Raw genomic sequence first — 16,887 nt, forward strand, 5'->3', positions numbered from 1 at the left:
AAAAGATAAGCGTATGATATTACAGATAGATGATACTGCGGACGAGATTTATTTTCCCGATCCGCATTATGGCGATGAGGATGGATGCTTTGCGATTGGTGGCGATTTGAGTATCGACCGCCTGTTGCTGGCTTATAGCAATGGCATCTTTCCCTGGTATAGTTTCCGTGACCAGCCTGAAATACTCTGGTTCTGTCCGATGAAGCGTTTCGTCATCTTCCCTGATGAAATCCACATCAGTCATTCCATGCGTACCCTGATGAGAAAGAACCGGTACAGCGTAGGAATCAACGAAGATTTCGATGGCGCAATACGGGGATGCAGCAAGACCAACGGACGGTATTGGGAAGATGGCGCATGGCTGGGCGAGAACATCATCCAGGCATTTACTGCCCTCCATAAGCAGGGCTTTGCGGCGAGCGTAGAGGTATGGGATAATGAAACTGATGAACTGGTGGGGGGACTTTATGGTGTCACCATCGGCAAGGTTTTTATCGGAGAAAGCATGTTCTCCAGGGTTCCGTCAGCTTCTAAGATTGCCCTCATCTTCCTTGCCAGATACTTGCAGGAGCACGGTGGCAAGATGATAGATTGTCAGTTGGAGACTCCTCATCTCAAATCGATGGGTGGCAGATATATTTCTTACGAGGAATATATGAAGATTATGAACGAAGAATAAGAGATGTTCTTCTCGGAATAGAAGAACATCTTCTTTTGAATAAAAAATAAAGGCTAGGTTCCCAGAATCGTGAACCTAGCCTTTGTTATTATCTGGCTTTTTGCTTTTTATTAGAATATCGGTGTGCCGATGCAGCCGTTAGGTGCCTGAATATGCAGCATCGCACAAACGGTAGCGGCAATATCTGTCATATAGTGAGGCTGGGCACTCTCGCCGTGCTGGATGCCCCAACCCATAAACAGGCAAGGAATATGGATATCGTATGGATTCCATGCTCCGTGGGTAGTTCCCTTGCTGCTGTAATAATCGTAGTGACCTGGTTTCAGTACAATCTGAACACCTCCGCTGCGCTCACGGTTATAACCGTTAATGGCGCGGAACTTCAGCTCTTCAGGGATGCTCTCGATAGAGGTCTTCTCCATGTCGAAGGCATAGTGCACGTCCTTGTCTTTCTTCAGTCTGTCTACTACCACCTGCTTGATGGCTGCGTAATCCAGACCGAGTTCCTCGATGATGTCTGTATTGAAGAATACCTGATAGTTCATAATGGTCTTTACTAGGTCCTTGTCGGTGTTGAACTTTGTCTTCAGACTCTTGTTCAATTCATCTACCAGTCCCTTCTTGTTCCAGATGCCGGCAGGGATTCGCTGGTCTTGCAGGAAGGTGGCGTTGTTTACGCCTCCATGGTCGGCGGTGAGGAAGGTGAGATAATTTCCCTTGCCCACGGTCTGGTCGAGATAAGCGAAGAAATCTGCCAGAGCCTTATCTAATCTAAGATAGCAATCCTCTGTTTCGATAGCGTTTACGCCCACCTGATGACCGATGTAATCGGTGCTTGAGCAGCTGATGGTCAGCAAATCAGTATCTGTGTTTCTACCCAGATTTTCTCCCTCAATGGCAGCCTTGGCAATATCGAAAGTCAGGTTGCAGCCGAATGGGGTACTGCGGAGAATCTTGTAACCATGCTTTTTATATAAGGTAGGCAGGTCGAGTGGCAATACAGCCTTTTCGCCTTCAACAATTCCATTCTCGTAGTTGTTGTCATCGCTGGTGCTCTCCTTGTAGGAATCGATAGGGTAGAGCGTCTCCCATTTCTTGGAAAGATACTTGTTAGGGAGTTTCTGCTTGTTGAACTTGTTCACCCACTCAGGCAACTTATCCATATAGAAAGTACTGGTGATGAACTTGCCCGACTTGTCATTAAACCAGAAAGCGCCATTGGCGTGATGGCCCGCAGGGAGGATGGATGCTCTGTCTTTCAAGGCTACACCAATCACCTTAGAGCGGTTGTTGGTAGCCAGACGGAGTTCATCGCCGATGGTGGTTACCCACAGATTGCGAGGCGACATCTTGCCAGCCTTGCTGTCAGAACCTACCGGGTTGACGGTATCGTCGGCAGTACAATACACTACTTTTCCATCTTTCATGAAGTTATTTCCTGCAATTCCGTGGATGGAAGGAACGGAACCGGTCCAGATAGAAGAGTGGCCGATGGCTGTAACCGAAGGGATGTAAGGAATCTTGCAGTTTTCTACGCTGAATCCTTCTCCGAGCATTCTCTTGAATCCGCCTTCGCCGTAGCGGGCGTAGTAGCGATAGAGATAATCCCATCGCATCTGGTCGATAACGATGCCTACAACGAGCTTAGGACGTTGAGGCTGAGCCTGTGCAATGCCGCAGAAGCAGCAGAGCACGAAGATGAGTTTGATAATCTTATTCATAGTCAAAATGTCTTTTTTATACATAACCATTCAGTATTGTATATTAGAATTCGGCTGCAAAGATACAACTTATTTTGGTATTTAACGATAAAAAAGACGATTTTTACCCAAACTTCTCATGGCGTTCAATACAGCCAGTACCGTAACACCTACATCGGCAAAGACAGCCATCCACATGGTGCCGAGACCAATGGTGGCGAGAATCAGTACGGCAACCTTTACTCCGATGGCAAATATCACGTTCTCGTGAGCGATATGAATGGTTCTTCTGGCTATCTTTACGGCAAGGGCAATCTTTCTAGGGTCATCATCCATCAGTACTACATCGGCAGCTTCGATGGCAGCATCGCTACCCAGTCCACCCATGGCAATGCCCACATCGGCACGTTTCAATACAGGGGCATCGTTGATGCCATCGCCTACGTAAGCGAGTGTCTTGCCTGCTGGTTTTGTCTTCAGCAGTTGTTCTACATGCGAAACCTTGTCGGTTGGCAGCAGTTCTGCGCGGCACTCGTCCAGTCCCAGTTTGTGGGCAACATCTTCTCCCACTTCTCTGCGGTCACCCGTCAGCATTACCGTTTTCTCTATTCCAAGTTCTTTCAGCTCTCTGATGGCATGGGCGCTTCCTTCCTTAAGGGTGTCGTTGATCACAATATGTCCCGCGTACTTGCCATCAATGGCGACGTGGATGATGGTTCCCACCTGGTTGCAGTCGTGCCATTGGGCACCGATGTTTTCCATCATCTTCTTGTTGCCCACGCAAACCACCTTGCTGTTCACTTTGGCACGGATACCTTGTCCTGCAATTTCCTCTACATCGGTCACCTCGCAGCCATCCGTTGCTTCTTGCGGGAAGGCAGAACGCAGGGCTGCGCCGATAGGGTGGGTAGTGAAATGTTCAGCATGAGCCGCCAAATGCAGCAGAATCTTCTCCTTGTCAGAATATTCGCCAACATGTACATTATCTGCATCGTGGGATGAATGGTCTGGGCAGGAATCATCAGCATGAACAGCCGCTACGGCAAACTCTCCGTGGGTCAGAGTTCCGGTCTTGTCGAACACAACGGTTCCCACCTTGGCTAAAGCATCCATATAGTTGCTGCCCTTGATGAGAATACCATTCCGGGATGCTCCGCCGATGCCGCCAAAGAAGGTGAGGGGCACGCTGATAACCAGGGCGCAAGGACAGGAAACTACCAGGAATATCAAGGCGCGGTTGAGCCATAATGGGAAGTTCTCGCCAAAGGTTCCTTCACCTACGATTCCTGTTGCTGCCAGGAATGGAGGAATAACCGCCAGGGCAATGGCTGCGAAAACAACGATAGGAGTATAGACTCGGGCGAAACGGGTGATGAAAGCCTCGCTCTTCGACTTGTTCTTGTCTGCACTCTCTACCAGAGAAATAATCTTGGATACGGTACTCTCGCCAAAACTCTTGGTGGTGCGTACACGAACTACTCCTGAAAGGTTGATGCAACCGGACATGATAGTATCGCCTTCATTTAAATCCCGTGGCATACTCTCACCTGTCAGGGCAATGGTATTCAAGGCTGAGCTTCCCTCAACAACAATACCATCCAATGGAACTTTCTCTCCCGGACGGATTACGATAGTTTCTCCTATCTTGACGTCTTCCGGCGAAACTGACTCTACTTTTCCGTTTCTTTCAACATTCGCTACATCCGGTCGGATATTCATCAGATGCGAAATACTGTCGCGGCTCTTTCCTTCCGCATATCCTTCGAAGAGTTCGCCCACCTGAAAGAAGAGCATCACAAAGACTGCCTCCGGGAATTCTGTATCTGATCCTGGGAAGAATCCGATGCAAAGTGCTCCGATGGTTGCAATAGCCATCAGAAAGTTTTCGTTAAACATATCGCCCTTGGCAATACCTTCTGCAGCTTCGCCCAGCGTCTCATGTCCTATCAATAAATAAGGAATGAGATAGACGAGGAGCAACTGCCAGGTAGCCAGACTGTATTCCTTTTCGATGAAAACAGCGATAATCAGGAGGATGATGGTTGCTCCTATCAGAAAGAGTTTGGATTTCAAACCGCCTTCTTCATGGTGATGATGGTGGCAACCGCACCCCTGGTGCTCATGTTCTTCTGTGCCGCATGAGCAGTCATGATGATGTTCGTGAGAATCTTCACAATGGCATTCATGATGATGTTCGTGAGAATGTTTCATTTCTTCCATAATTTTGCAATACTTTTAGTTCTATATAACCAGGAACATTCAGTTCCTTTTTCTATTTCGGTTGCAAAATTACGAAAAGGTTTCTGCAACTTGGTTGCAAAAGCTCCAGTTGGCCTTTTTTTTTTCTGTCGGATACGTTTTGTGAAAAAAGAAAAACAGCGGCCTACGATTGCTCGTAAGTCGCTGTAATAGAAGCGTGGACCAGCTAGGGCTTGAACCTAGGACCTCCAGATTATGAGTCTGTGCCGAGCCTTACTAACTCCTGCGGACTTAGCAAGGTGTAACCAACTGAGCTACAAGTCTTTTTATGCTATTTGTCAACCTGTTAATGAACACTGAAAGAATGAAATTAGTCAACAATGAGTCAACAATCATCCTTTATGCAGGTGCAACGATAGATTGCACGATGCAAAGTTTTTAGGGATTCATTTTATAGAGAGAACCCCCATGTCTCTTATAATTCATCAAGAAGACTATCTAAGGATTGGAGTCGCTTCTTACCCTTGATATGGTCTTTCACTTCTTGAAGTGCTCCACGAAGTTCTGTCGTGATGTCTTGTCTCTTGTATTCTGTCATATTGATATATGTTGGTGTATGACTGCAAAGATAATGTTTTTATTTGATTTGGCAACCATTTGGGTAACCAAATTTTTGTTGATAATTAGCAAAAATAAAGCCAACCTCCACATGAAAGAAGAAGTTGGCAAGTATTTGATATGTTGTAATTATATTCTATTCCCAAGTTAAAGTGTAAACTTCTGGGCTACCAGAATCATATTGGTTCTTTTTCTCGGTTTCGGTTATCTTTACAGGATAGCCATCTCCATCAAGTTCGTATGTATAAGAAAGTGTATATCCTTCACTATCTGTAACGCTCTTTAATAGGTTCTTGTTGTTGAGACCAAACAAGGTTGGATGAGCCATAATAAGAAGATTACCATATTCCGCTAAAATCGCATCATCGAATCCTAGTGCATCAACATCAAAGACAGAATGCTTGTTAGGCATATCGGTATAATAAGTACAGTTATAGGTGTTACCTTCACTAACTTCTTTGTAATTTACGATATTACCATTCTCCCATGTATATTTGTTGATATTGTAGCCAGTAATTTGAGAAAGATAGTTTCCCGAATAGGCAGCCTTATATGTCTCTTCACCATCAGTAGCTTTTGAGATTTTTCCATTATCAAGAGTAATAGTACAAGGGTTCTCATCCCATCTAGCATGAGTTGTAAGCGTGATAGTGTTACCCGACCAATCAAGGTTTATGTATTCAGAATTTCCATTTACGTTTCTTGAAGCTCTAGTGAGTTTACCATCTTCTCCATAAGTAAAGTTTATGGTCTCATATTTACTACTGATGCGTACAAGTTTCTTGCCACTTGTAATGCTACCACCACCATTGTTATCATCATCATCGCTGCTACAAGCAACGAATCCAATTGACATAATCATAGCAAAGATTGCCATTGCTAAAAATTTGAATTGTTTCATAAATCTGTAAGTTTAAATTTAATAATTCAGTCTTGAATCCCCAGACGGCTTTTGCTGTAAATTGTTTATTGGTTGACACATAAAGAAAGGAGCATGGGGACTATTGATGTTTACTAACATAAAGCTCTGGACTGCTTGCGACATATAAACAGACAATAGCCCATGCTCCATGTGTTATATATATGAGTATATATATGCAACATGAAAGCATGAGCACCTTGACCTGTTACCTATGTCGTTAGAATTGTCCAGATTCTATGTTAAGATAACTTCAAACGCTCATTCTAAATATGTACTTCTACTCCTTGTAGAATTGGTGCAAATTTAGCAATAATTGTTTGATTGACCAAGAATTTGTCTGTCTTTCTTCTAATATATGTTGAGATTTAACATTTCAGCTTAGTTTCTCTCATAGCTACATATATCAATGAAGCGTCTTTTGCTTATTAGTTAGTAACTAAAGGACACCTACCATTTCTGATAGATGTCCTGTCTGTGGTTAGTCGATAAACCATTTATATCGCTCGTCACCATGCAAGGCTGCATTGATGCCAAGTGCAAGTTGGGTGGTGTTGAGGCTTCTATCCAAGAATGAGTCTATATAGCTAGACTTGTTAGCTCCTGTTAACAGGTTGTAGAACTTCCACATGTTGATGTCCTCTCCAAAACTATTAAAGTTCTCATCATTGATGTATGCTTTGGCTACGCTGTTAATCTGTGTATCAGTTAGCAACATCTTAGGAATGTTTCTCTGATAGTAATTAGGTAAGCACTGATAGAGTCTCATCTTGCCAAGTATCTGGCAAAACTGATGTTCGTTCATGGTGGTGTTCCCTAACGAGTGGAGTCGTTGAAGTTGTCTAGCAGGATTGAAACTGTTGAATAGCTCCAAGGCTGCACGATAGAGTTCATTAGTAGATGTCACTCTCAAATCCTCTTTGTAGCCATCTGTAAAGATGCACATGTTGCAGCAAACTTGATTCTTGAAACCGATAGCTAGTCTGAATAGCTCTGGTGATTTCTTGGAATATAAGTTCATCTGGTTGTATGCTCTAACTCCTACGATGGATAGGTTCAGCTTGTTACCCATTACAGTCTCAAAGACCGTAGGAATGTCGATGCTGAATGCTGCACGTTCATAGTAGATGGTCTTGTCTGAATCCAAGAGTTGATTGGCAGGCTTTCTAACAGCCTCTGGTATTCTACCCTTGATTACATGTGAAACTCGAATGCTTGGAGTTCTAACCTTTTGACCATGGAAGAAAGTTCTGGTTGCATCCTCGATGGTCTCAATAAAGTCAGCGTGGTTGATGGTCAACTCGTTGTCCTTAGCAAAAACAGGAGTGATGCAATCGTTCTTTAAGTGCTCGAAAGTTACCTCTTGCGTGTTAGCCTCGATAAAGTGATTCTCTGCTTTAAACTCGTCCAAGATAACTGCATCCTCGATGTGATTTGTTCTCTGTGCCTGTGGCAATAAAATAATGTTGTTCATAATCTCAATAAATTAGAAGTGAATAATGTTGTTTATAATCTCTATATAAATATTGACGTTAGTACATGGGCTATTTATATATATATTTATTTTTCTATCTAAGAGTGAGGAGGGGACTAAAGTGTATGTCCACCGTCTTTTGTAGAACACATGGGGAGATATAAAGTAGGGGGCATAATATATAGTAATGTGTAAAGTCCTTATTTTTAGTCATCTTCTCTCTTCTCTAAACTTCTGATTTTTGGAGATATGATGTTTCCTAACTAATTCGCTAGGTTGAAAAAGTTGAGGCTGTATATTGGTGTTGTAGGATAGTTTTGGAATGGTCAGGTGAAATAGAAAAAATGGGTTGGCTTGCCCTGTGCTCCCCTTGTTAAAGGATGGTATAAAAACGAAAAAAGCCGCAAGCGTTGAGGCTCACGGCTTAGTTTGATTAATCAGATAATTATTAAAATTTATGGTCAAAAAGTGAAAACTAGTTCCATCTTCTTAGACGATGATATGTATATTCTTGAAAAATCCAAGTGATTTCTGATATTTTTTAGAGCAAGATTTTAGACTTATTTTCTATTGATGCTGTACTTGGAACATGATTCTTGAAAAATAGAAACGACTTTGGGGCTAAAATGGAGGACACCATTATTGGCATCCTCCAAATAGCGATATTATATTCGGATAATCTATATTTCTTTTTCAAGAGTACATTTTTCAATTTCCCCCTTTATTGAAGAAAAACAAGAAAAAATGTTCTACCTTATATCAGACTTTCAACAATGAGATATGCTCTTTTCCCTTTCACCTTACATTCTTTCACATCGAAGAATTTTTTGATATAGGTTCCTGTTACTTTCTCTTTTGGTGAAATTCTTACCATATCAAAGATTCTGAGAAGTTCTTTCTATAAATGAGCGTTCGTACTTATTGTTCACTTTGAAAGAATTTTTTAGTAATTGGACGCATTCTTGCCCATTTCTTTTCTTCTCGAAGTCTTTCATTATGATAGCTTCCTTTATGCGCTTCTCGTTATAGTTGCATTTTTCGATAACTTCTTTTCCTAATGTTTCATAAGCATTAACGATAAAAGCATCTTTGCTGCGCAATTCTTCAATGTTGTATCTGACCATAGGCAAATCCATGTCTTCTTTAAGCGATTCCAATATGTCAACAGCTTCTTTTCGGAACTGCTTTATGTATTTGGAACTTTTTTCCAATTTTAGTCGCTCTTTATCCCCAAACTTCCAATAGAGAGGCATCCCTTTAACTATATAAAATTGTTTGGCACGTTCGTATCTTTTCACCAAATCGTCAAAGTTGTTATAGGCGGATTTGACTAAGGCTTCGTCTCTGTAGTTATCTTGGGCGAAATAGTCAATTTCTCCATATCTCATAAATTTGTTTTTAAATGGGAGTTGGTCTAAAGCTGCCTTGTAAGCATTCCTAAATTCTAGACTTGGAGCACAATCGTATAAGCGTAAGATGGTGTTGTATGCTTCTTCACTAGCTTTGATGTACTCGTTTATGCCTTTTTCGTCTCTGATAGGAAAATCCTTGTTGGTGCTGACTATATGAGTTGTAGATGAAACTCCATTACGGAATCTTCCGATAGCTTGAACGGCATCGGTGCATGGGTCTATTATCGTGTATTCATATAGATATGGCTCAGTCACAAACATGATGTCTGGCTGTACTTTTAGCTCAATATCTAATGCTGCATAGAAACGACTAGTAAAGAACATAAAAGGCTTTTGCTCCTTGATGTTCCAATTCTCGACAGCTTTTATTCCTGCTTCGTTCAGTTTGGTGGTGCTGTTACTAGAGCAGAACACTACACTGTCCTTTTTGATTCCAAGTTTTTCGATAACTTGAAGAATCATATCAGTTCTGTTAATGAAGAGGCACAGACTTCTTGGTGATTCTAGCTCTTTCTTTCTCTTCTCTATAGTTACTCTCATGGCTTCTAAGACATTGTTGGTGTGGACAAGTGTGATAGGCTTTAAATAGTCATAGTTAGGCTTGACTTCTATAAGGGTAAAGTGTTGCTCTTCAAACCTAGGGTCAGATGGAACAATAGGGGTCGCTGAAACCATAGCTTTGTCCTTGAACATAAAGAAGTCTTTCATGGGGAGTGCAATATCCTCACGATAATCAATATCTTTAACTAGTTTGTGACACTCGTCCATGAGCATGAAACAGTTTGTGTACATGTCCAATTCTGCTTCTTCAAAAGCTTGTTTTACCTTATAATTGAAGCTCTCTGGTGTGCAGATAATCTTGATGTACTTCTTTTGCTTGATAGTTTGAGATAAGTATTCTGTAACACTTGAAATGCTGACATCTTTTTTGACTGCAAACAAGTTGTCTTTCTTATGCTTCTTGTCGTTACATTTACCTATGATAGGTGGTACATTAGGCTCTACGATAATAGAGTTACGCTTCGCCTTAATCTCTGTGTATGTAGCACCTAAACCTGTAAGGGTCTTGCACAGAATCGTGTTTGGCTCGATGCTATAAATATCGGACAAATATTGTCCTTTGTTTATTATTAATTCTTTCTTTCTCATTTTTCTCTTTTAATTTGATAAAGGTAGGGAAGAGGCTAGCACTCTCCCCAAACCTTAGTTAATAATTCATCTAATGAGGTTCTTGCCTCTTAGATATTCTACCAACTCTTGGTCTCTCTCCATAAAGAAAAATATTTGTCCATAAGGGAAACTTGCTGTTGCAGATAATTTCCCTGTTCGGTCACGGAACTCTGGGGTGAATTGGATTCGCCCCATTTCATTTTCACAGAAGAGTTTCAACATATCCTTTCGGAAAGTACTCGCATCAGTTTCATCGGATGGTGTAACTTCTAAGGGAGCTACGTTGAAATCCTCGCTCTCTTTATTCGTTAGATATTTTATTATCCATAAAAAGCCATTTGGGGTTAATTGATAATTAAAACGCCCTGTAGTCTTGCTCTCCACACTAATAGCTTCTACACCATAATTGTCAATAGTGAAATAGAGGCTAAGTCTTTCTCCTCTTTCCATCATGCTTTTTAATTCTGCATGTGCCTCATCATTGGCATATTTTGTACCTTCGTAGCCAGAGATAGCGTTGAGATTATATCTCTGTCTCAACTTTTCAATTTCACCTCCTTTTTTATTTAAAAGTTCGTCACTTGTCACCGATTCGGTGACGTTAGCTAACTCTATGGCGTTTTGCTTCGCCGTCTGTATTTTATCTTCCATATTAATTCAATTTAGAAGATTTAACTTACACCTACCCACATCAAAGCTATGTACATCTTGCTTCTCAGTTTCGGAATGCGGTTGCAAAGGTACAGAAGAAATTTCATGCGAGCACACTGCTGTCCCGTTTAGAAATCATCGGGTCTGAAAAGGCTAGGATATAGCCAATCCTCCGTCTCTTCTGTTGGAACAGCTTTGTTAAACAATTCATTTAAAGGAGTCTTGTCCGTAAGGAATAGACCCACGTTCTTTGAAATAGTGTGTAGCGATTGATCTATGTGCATCACTTTCTTTGCATAAGCTAAAAGCAAGTATGTGCATATGGCAATCCAGATTTGCAGATATATGGCATTCTCGGAAGTTCCATAAAAGGATTTGATGTGAAGGTGTTGCTTAATCCATTTAAAGTAATTATGAGAAGCTTTACATAATTACTTTTATGACAAGAATAACATTATGAGAAGTGAATGGAAAAGTATTATTGAAGATCAGAACTTTAGGAGAATGCTTCTCCGTTCGACTTCTCATAATGATAACTATTTCTTCAGACCTCTGAGCCAATCTCTGAGATTTTTATTGTTTTCCCAAGATTTATCAGCCTCTCGGTTAGGTGTGAGATCTGTATACGCCTTTTCGAACGCCTCACGTTTTGCTTTAGAGTCTGCACGAGCATAAATGTCCGTTGTTTGAATAGAGACATGTCCTAGCAAATCTCTAATATAAATAAGGTTGACTCCAGCCTGTAGAAGATGCATAGCTCGACTATGACGTATAGAGTGACAACTAATCCTTTGCGGAATAAGTTCTGGAGACACCTTCCTTGCCATGTTTGCATAAGTACAAAGAATGTATGTGATACCCTCACGCGTTAGCTTTTCATTTCTGCCATTATAGAAAAGTGGAGACGCAGCTTTGTTGCAATCGTTAAGATGATTCTCTTCCATATATTCACATAGAATTGACACCTGTTCCTTTACAAGCGGTACTATTCGTGCTTTGCGTCCTTTTCCGAACAGACGTATGGTATATGGCTCATGGGTTATGCGCACACTATCCACAGTAAGATCTGCTATTTCAGAGACTCTTGCTCCCGTATCATACATTAGTGAGAGTAAAGCGAGATTTCTTCGGCCTCTCCAAGTTGATGTATCAGGCTGAGCCAGCAACAACTTGATACCTTCTATTGTCAGGTAGTTAAGTGTTGTCCCTGATGTTTTTATGGCTTTAATAGTTAGGATCTTTTGCCATTCTTCTATCATTTCTATGACGCTATATTGCAAGTAATGACAAAAAGAATGAATGGCAGCAAGCCGATAGTTACGTGTCGCTGCAGAGCATTTTCGCTTGTTAAGTAGCCATTCGAGATACTCGGTTACACTTACTCTCGTGAGATGTTTCAATTGCAATTTTTCAACTGTGATTCCTTTAATATCTTTCATGAAGTCAATAAATTGTACAAATGCATCTCTATAGGAGGATATGGTGTTAGGGCTTACATTACGCTCATGAGGCAGGTATTCTACCAGAAAGCGGCTTAAATGTTTGGCAAAGTCAGTCGTCGTAGTCATAGGCTTTACATATCTTTGGATAGACAAAAGCGTTGATTTCAGAACATTGCTCTTCCAATTCTGGATACATGTTGCATGTGAGGCGAACATACTGCTCTGTCGCTTTCAGCGAGTGATGTCCCAGGCATGTTGAGAGAATTGGCAAACTGGCATACAAGTCCATTCCTTTGTGCCCCATCTGTACAAGAGCATGTACTGCATTCGTATGTCGCAGGTCGTGAACGCGTGGTCCATGATGATTCCCCTTATGGGGAATTCCGCATGTGTCCAGCAATTTGCGCAGATGCTGATATACACTATTAGCCTTGATGCTAGTCCCGTCCGATTTTACAAACAAAAAACCATTTCCTGCAGCTATGTCTTTGATGGGCATATTGTTTCTATACTCCATATAAGATGTAAGTACCGTCTTCATCGACTCACATAAAGGTACGATCCTTTCACTTCCGTTCTTGGTTTTATCTAAGCGAATGTAACCTTCATCCAGATGAACATGTTTGTTGCGGATGGAAAGAGCCTCAGATATACGCATTCCTGTACTATATAGTAAACGAAGAAGAGCTGGCATGGCTATGAGAGCTGTACCCATGCGTATGTCATATAGTCTATATTCGTCCGCTGCAGAAAAGATTGCGCCAATCTGCTCCTTTGTGAATATATACGGAGTAAAATCAGACTTCGGTTGCTTGGGCATTCGTGGAATGAAGCATACACAGCCACACCTGCACATCAGTCTTGTCAATTGACACCATACGGAACATTTGGAATATAAAGTTCTGTCACAGTCCGCCACACGTGTAGCTCTCCACTTTTTGAAGAACACCTCTTTGATATGAGGATCCTTTAGGCACTCTGCATTGGCAAAGTCGTCAATCTCTTTCAATATCCATCTGGTACGCAACGCACTGATTCCTGCAGATATTTTAATGTCAAGAAGATGATTCATATATGAGGCTAACACGCTGGAATATTTAAATTGCTCAGCCATAGAACGCACCTCCTCTCTGTTTGTAAAAGGCATCTGGAACTGGCGGTACAGGAATGGCACACTCTATCAAAGACTTTATGTCAATCTTAAGATAAGTGAGAGTTGTTTCCGTACTGCGATGCCCTAGCGATTCGGATATGACAGGTAACGTCGTGCCTTTCTCAAGCATGACGCTTGCAAGAGAATGACGTAGAGAATGTGGACCATGATGCTTGGCCGATACATCTATTCCGGATTTACAGATGATGTTGTTTATTGCAGAGCATACCATACTTTTGGTTGCTGGCACATAAGGTGCCTTGCAAGAAAGAAATACATTCTGTGAAACTGTCTGAGGTCTTCCATGCTGCAAGTAATCTATGATGGCATTACCAACATCCGCAAGCAATGGCAACTCTATGACCTTTCCGGTCTTATGCATCACAAGGGTTAGTACATTGTTGTCCCAGTCTATATTAGAGAACTGTAGGTTGGCTATGTCCGAAGCTCGCAACCCCAAACGTGATGCAAGTAATAACATTGCATAGTTTCTCTTGCCAACGCCGCTGCTTCTATTCACGGAGTTCTCTACTATATTTACCTCTGCTGCTGTGTAAAACGAAGGAATACGCTCTTTCTTGCGCAGCTTATATGTGTCAAACAGACCATCAAACCTTCCATCTACAATATGCTCCGCTTTCCAGAAACGAAAGAGGACACGCAGGGCAGAAACTATGTTTACCTTGTTGGTCGGATGGGACGAGACAAACGACAAGATGTGTTTATCCGCAATCTCGGACACACTGTTGACACCACTGAGATTGAGATGAGTTAAGAACTCGCTTAGATACAAACGATAGTCATTTATAGTCACCAGACTTCTACGAAGAGAAGTAAGATGGATGATGAGTTTTTCCATCTCCATGCCAATCTTCCCATCGAGGGTATGGAAAACAGGAGTGAAACAACGCTTACGTATAAGCCCTAACGAAAGCATATCGTCAAGGACTTGAATACTGCGAATCATTTCACGCTCCTGGTGACGAATCTCACCATAATGATGACAGGTTGACAGGAACTCTTCACCAATAGAAGGGGAATAATTCTCAATGTCGTGAGCCGACATGTAGTGGACGATGCCTTTACGCCATAGACATTTATACACAGATATTCTATTCTCTGTGTAACAATGGTCTTCAAAGTACTTGATGCATCGATCCATTAGGACTTGAATCTTTACTTCTTGCATAATATATAATATTTAGTTTTGGGGCTTATGCCCTATACTGTAATATAACGTTATGAGAAGTATTTATGATAAGTTTTTGCTGTAAAATTCATATAATCAACAATTTTTCACAGGTCAAATCTGTCTAACTTGACATAATGATATTCTTGTCATAAAAGTAAAGTTCCACGTTCCATCTTTCCCTATATAATTCAGATATGGTAAGCGCTTCATATTCCATGTTGTTTGTGAGAAACCTATACACCTTACTTGTTGCATAGTCCTCATAGGTTACCATTCTAAGTTCTTCAGGATACCATTTGGCAGTATGTAGTCCTGTTAATTTGATACGTTCATCAGAAATGATACCAGTACTCTTGTCAACTTCGGCTTCTGATACAACTTCAAAAAGCATGTTATCTTTTGCCCTAGTAACAAAGAATGCATTCTTCTTAGTTATCAACTTGAAGAGTCTGTTGAAATCTACATATCCTCTGTCCATCAAATAGATAGCAGAAGGTTCTATGTAGAGATCATCAAGAGCTTTTACATCATTAACCGATGCAGAAGTCAAATAAACTGAGACTGGAAGATTTCCTCGCAAATCGACTAATGTGTGCATTTTGATGCCACCTTTGTTTTTGCGATACTTTGCCCAAGGACATAATTTGAGACACAGACTTATAGTACTGCTATCAAAAGCATATACCATGTTGTCTAGGTCTAATCTGAACTTGTCTTTGACATAAAGAGGACGTACTTTTTTCAAAAGAACGTCTGCAAAATCTTTATAGATATGCCAATCTCGCTTCTCGTTAGCTTTTGCTAGAGTATTACGTGGTACAGCATAACTAATACCACAATGGTAAAGTTTGCTGGAGAGTGCCGTAAGGCAGTTTTCTATATCTCGAAGACTATCACGACCTGTTAATTGAGCATAGCTCATTACTAGGAATTGGTCTTTGCAAGAGAAGTTTCTTGCTCTGTAGTTTCCCTTATAACGGTCTACACAAGTTTTGAAATCACGTTCTGGTATAAGTGACATAATCTGAGAGAATATAGTTTTGCCTTTGTTCATCGCACACGTATTTTAAATATGCGTGCAAAGATACAAAATCAAATCGAATACACTATAAAAAGTCCGTAAACTTTTGAGTATTAATAACTTATTTAATAATCGTCTCGTTTTAACGGGACACTAGTGATGCGAGCAAATAAAATGAAAACATGGCTTGCGTTCCTTTATATTGAAAAAGTACGCAAAAAAAATGTGTACTAATCTTGACGAAAAGTACACATAATAATTAGTCGTATAGAAAATTCCAAAATTTCCATAAATGGAATCCTTTACGTGTTTTACGTTGCTTTCTTAATAAGCTGTCATATGGTCTTGAGTGTTCGCCAAAATGGTTTACTTCATTATATTTGTCATCTCCATAGCCTAGGGTGTACCAAACTCTGGAAGAAAGGATTTCTTTTCCTGTAGCCATATCCTTAGTTTGAGTTTGAGGAACTTTATAGATTTTGTCAGATAGAAAATGTCTGTAGAACATATCGTCAAAGAGCAAAATTTTATTTCCTATTCTGAGTTCTTCTTTATATATCATTATTTCGTTTAATGCTACTTTTAATCGTATAGTGTCTTCTTGTGAGATTAAATTATTTTCTATAGCCAATGTAGAAAGACTATCTAATTTGTTGAAGAGAAATTTCAAATTTGATAAAGTTGAAGTATCGTCAATTGTTTTCTTTTCATCGCTCTCCATTTCTATTGTAATTTTTTTAGAATTAGCTATAGAGTTTAGAATGCTATGCCCCATGTCTATTTTTGTGTTCTCGATGTAGTCATATATGAATATAAGTAGAAACCAGAACTTAATGGTGTCAAAACTATAAGTTTCTAATGTCAGCATTAAAAGTTGGTTATCTACGTATCTTTTCCATATATCTCTAATTATAAAACTGTCTCCTAATCCATTCATGTGACAATCTATATAGCTTTTTGCTTTATCTATGCTTTCTTTATGTGCGGAATAATAGCTAGGCTCAGACAGTCTTAGTACTTCCTCTTTTGTCGTGATGGCATAATTATATCTCAACGCAAATATAATAGTAGGGTGGATTGGTGATTTTTGCCCTATGCCAAATGAATTTACAATTTCGTTAATGTATTCAAATTGTGGCAGATTGCAGATTTCTTCATTTGTCTTGTCTAGTATTTCTGATAGCATAGGTATGCTACTGATTTTGTTGTTTCCTTGTTCCATATAAGTATATCTTTTTGCTGCAAAATTAAAAAGAA

12 protein-coding genes and 1 pseudogene are annotated in these 16,887 nt (G+C 40.5%); 1 reads left to right on the forward strand and 12 read right to left on the reverse strand.

Annotated features, from left to right (window positions below; all coding sequences use genetic code 11):
- The first annotated feature begins 13 nt into the window (after positions 1–13).
- The gene (gene aat, locus ONT19_RS12595) at positions 14–679 is read left to right on the forward strand and encodes a leucyl/phenylalanyl-tRNA--protein transferase (RefSeq protein WP_264952106.1); all 666 of its coding nucleotides are present in this window, start codon (positions 14–16) and stop codon (positions 677–679) included.
- Positions 680–789: 110 nt separating this feature from the next.
- Here aat and pafA read toward each other — a convergent pair whose 3' ends face one another.
- From pafA to ONT19_RS12655, 12 genes and pseudogenes are all read right to left on the reverse strand, one after another.
- Positions 790–2,400 carry an alkaline phosphatase PafA gene (gene pafA / locus ONT19_RS12600; protein ID WP_264952107.1) on the reverse strand — a complete coding sequence of 537 codons (1,611 nt, stop codon included), beginning with the start codon at positions 2,398–2,400 and terminating at the stop codon, positions 790–792.
- A gap of 81 nt (positions 2,401–2,481) precedes the next feature.
- Positions 2,482–4,452: a heavy metal translocating P-type ATPase gene (locus tag ONT19_RS12605; RefSeq protein WP_437183501.1), complete on the reverse strand. Its 1,971-nt coding sequence runs from the start codon at positions 4,450–4,452 to the stop codon at positions 2,482–2,484.
- Positions 4,453–5,332: 880 nt separating this feature from the next.
- Positions 5,333–6,097, reverse strand: coding sequence for a hypothetical protein (locus tag ONT19_RS12610; RefSeq protein ID WP_147347050.1), 765 nt, complete (start codon positions 6,095–6,097; stop codon positions 5,333–5,335).
- Positions 6,098–6,596: 499 nt separating this feature from the next.
- Entirely contained in the window at positions 6,597–7,589 is a 993-nt protein-coding gene (locus ONT19_RS12615) for a DUF3871 family protein (protein WP_264952110.1), read from the reverse strand.
- Between the two features lie 875 nt (positions 7,590–8,464).
- Positions 8,465–10,150 carry a hypothetical protein gene (locus ONT19_RS12620; RefSeq protein WP_264952111.1) on the reverse strand — a complete coding sequence of 562 codons (1,686 nt, stop codon included), beginning with the start codon at positions 10,148–10,150 and terminating at the stop codon, positions 8,465–8,467.
- Positions 10,151–10,216: 66 nt separating this feature from the next.
- Complete coding sequence (locus ONT19_RS12625; protein ID WP_153089755.1) at positions 10,217–10,822, reverse strand: hypothetical protein; 606 nt, start codon at positions 10,820–10,822, stop codon at positions 10,217–10,219.
- A gap of 316 nt (positions 10,823–11,138) precedes the next feature.
- Positions 11,139–11,232: pseudogene (locus tag ONT19_RS16405) on the reverse strand (IS4 family transposase); the annotation flags it as partial.
- A 126-nt stretch (positions 11,233–11,358) separates the two neighbouring features.
- On the reverse strand, positions 11,359–12,390 hold the full coding sequence (locus ONT19_RS12635) for a site-specific integrase (RefSeq protein WP_264952112.1): 1,032 nt from the start codon (positions 12,388–12,390) through the stop codon (positions 11,359–11,361).
- A complete protein-coding gene (locus tag ONT19_RS12640; protein ID WP_264952113.1) occupies positions 12,374–13,378 on the reverse strand; it encodes a tyrosine-type recombinase/integrase in 1,005 nt (334 codons plus the stop codon). Before ONT19_RS12640 ends, ONT19_RS12635 begins: the two co-directional genes overlap by 17 nt.
- Complete coding sequence (locus ONT19_RS12645; protein ID WP_264952114.1) at positions 13,371–14,579, reverse strand: site-specific integrase; 1,209 nt, start codon at positions 14,577–14,579, stop codon at positions 13,371–13,373. The genes ONT19_RS12640 and ONT19_RS12645 overlap by 8 nt, the downstream gene beginning before the upstream one ends.
- Positions 14,580–14,730: 151 nt before the next feature.
- Positions 14,731–15,663 (reverse strand): IS4 family transposase, encoded by a 933-nt coding sequence (locus tag ONT19_RS12650; RefSeq protein ID WP_264952115.1) that lies wholly within the window; start codon positions 15,661–15,663, stop codon positions 14,731–14,733.
- Positions 15,664–15,889: 226 nt separating this feature from the next.
- Complete coding sequence (locus ONT19_RS12655) at positions 15,890–16,852, reverse strand: hypothetical protein (RefSeq protein ID WP_153089756.1); 963 nt, start codon at positions 16,850–16,852, stop codon at positions 15,890–15,892.
- Between the last annotated feature and the right edge of the window lie 35 nt (positions 16,853–16,887).

Source organism: Segatella copri (assembly GCF_026015625.1).
Lineage (GTDB): Bacteria > Bacteroidota > Bacteroidia > Bacteroidales > Bacteroidaceae > Prevotella > Prevotella copri_H.

Excerpts from the sequence above, each read along its gene's own strand:
- aat (WP_264952106.1), top strand. The coding sequence starts at position 14 with ATGATATTACAGATAGATGATACTGCGGACGAGATTTATTTTCCCGAT.
- pafA (WP_264952107.1), bottom strand. The coding sequence starts at position 2,400 with ATGAATAAGATTATCAAACTCATCTTCGTGCTCTGCTGCTTCTGCGGC.
- ONT19_RS12610 (WP_147347050.1), bottom strand. The coding sequence starts at position 6,097 with ATGAAACAATTCAAATTTTTAGCAATGGCAATCTTTGCTATGATTATG.
- ONT19_RS12615 (WP_264952110.1), bottom strand. The coding sequence starts at position 7,589 with ATGAACAACATTATTTTATTGCCACAGGCACAGAGAACAAATCACATC.
- ONT19_RS12620 (WP_264952111.1), bottom strand. The coding sequence starts at position 10,150 with ATGAGAAAGAAAGAATTAATAATAAACAAAGGACAATATTTGTCCGAT.
- ONT19_RS12625 (WP_153089755.1), bottom strand. The coding sequence starts at position 10,822 with ATGGAAGATAAAATACAGACGGCGAAGCAAAACGCCATAGAGTTAGCT.
- ONT19_RS12635 (WP_264952112.1), bottom strand. The coding sequence starts at position 12,390 with ATGACTACGACGACTGACTTTGCCAAACATTTAAGCCGCTTTCTGGTA.
- ONT19_RS12640 (WP_264952113.1), bottom strand. The coding sequence starts at position 13,378 with ATGGCTGAGCAATTTAAATATTCCAGCGTGTTAGCCTCATATATGAAT.
- ONT19_RS12645 (WP_264952114.1), bottom strand. The coding sequence starts at position 14,579 with ATGGATCGATGCATCAAGTACTTTGAAGACCATTGTTACACAGAGAAT.
- ONT19_RS12650 (WP_264952115.1), bottom strand. The coding sequence starts at position 15,663 with ATGAACAAAGGCAAAACTATATTCTCTCAGATTATGTCACTTATACCA.
- ONT19_RS12655 (WP_153089756.1), bottom strand. The coding sequence starts at position 16,852 with ATGGAACAAGGAAACAACAAAATCAGTAGCATACCTATGCTATCAGAA.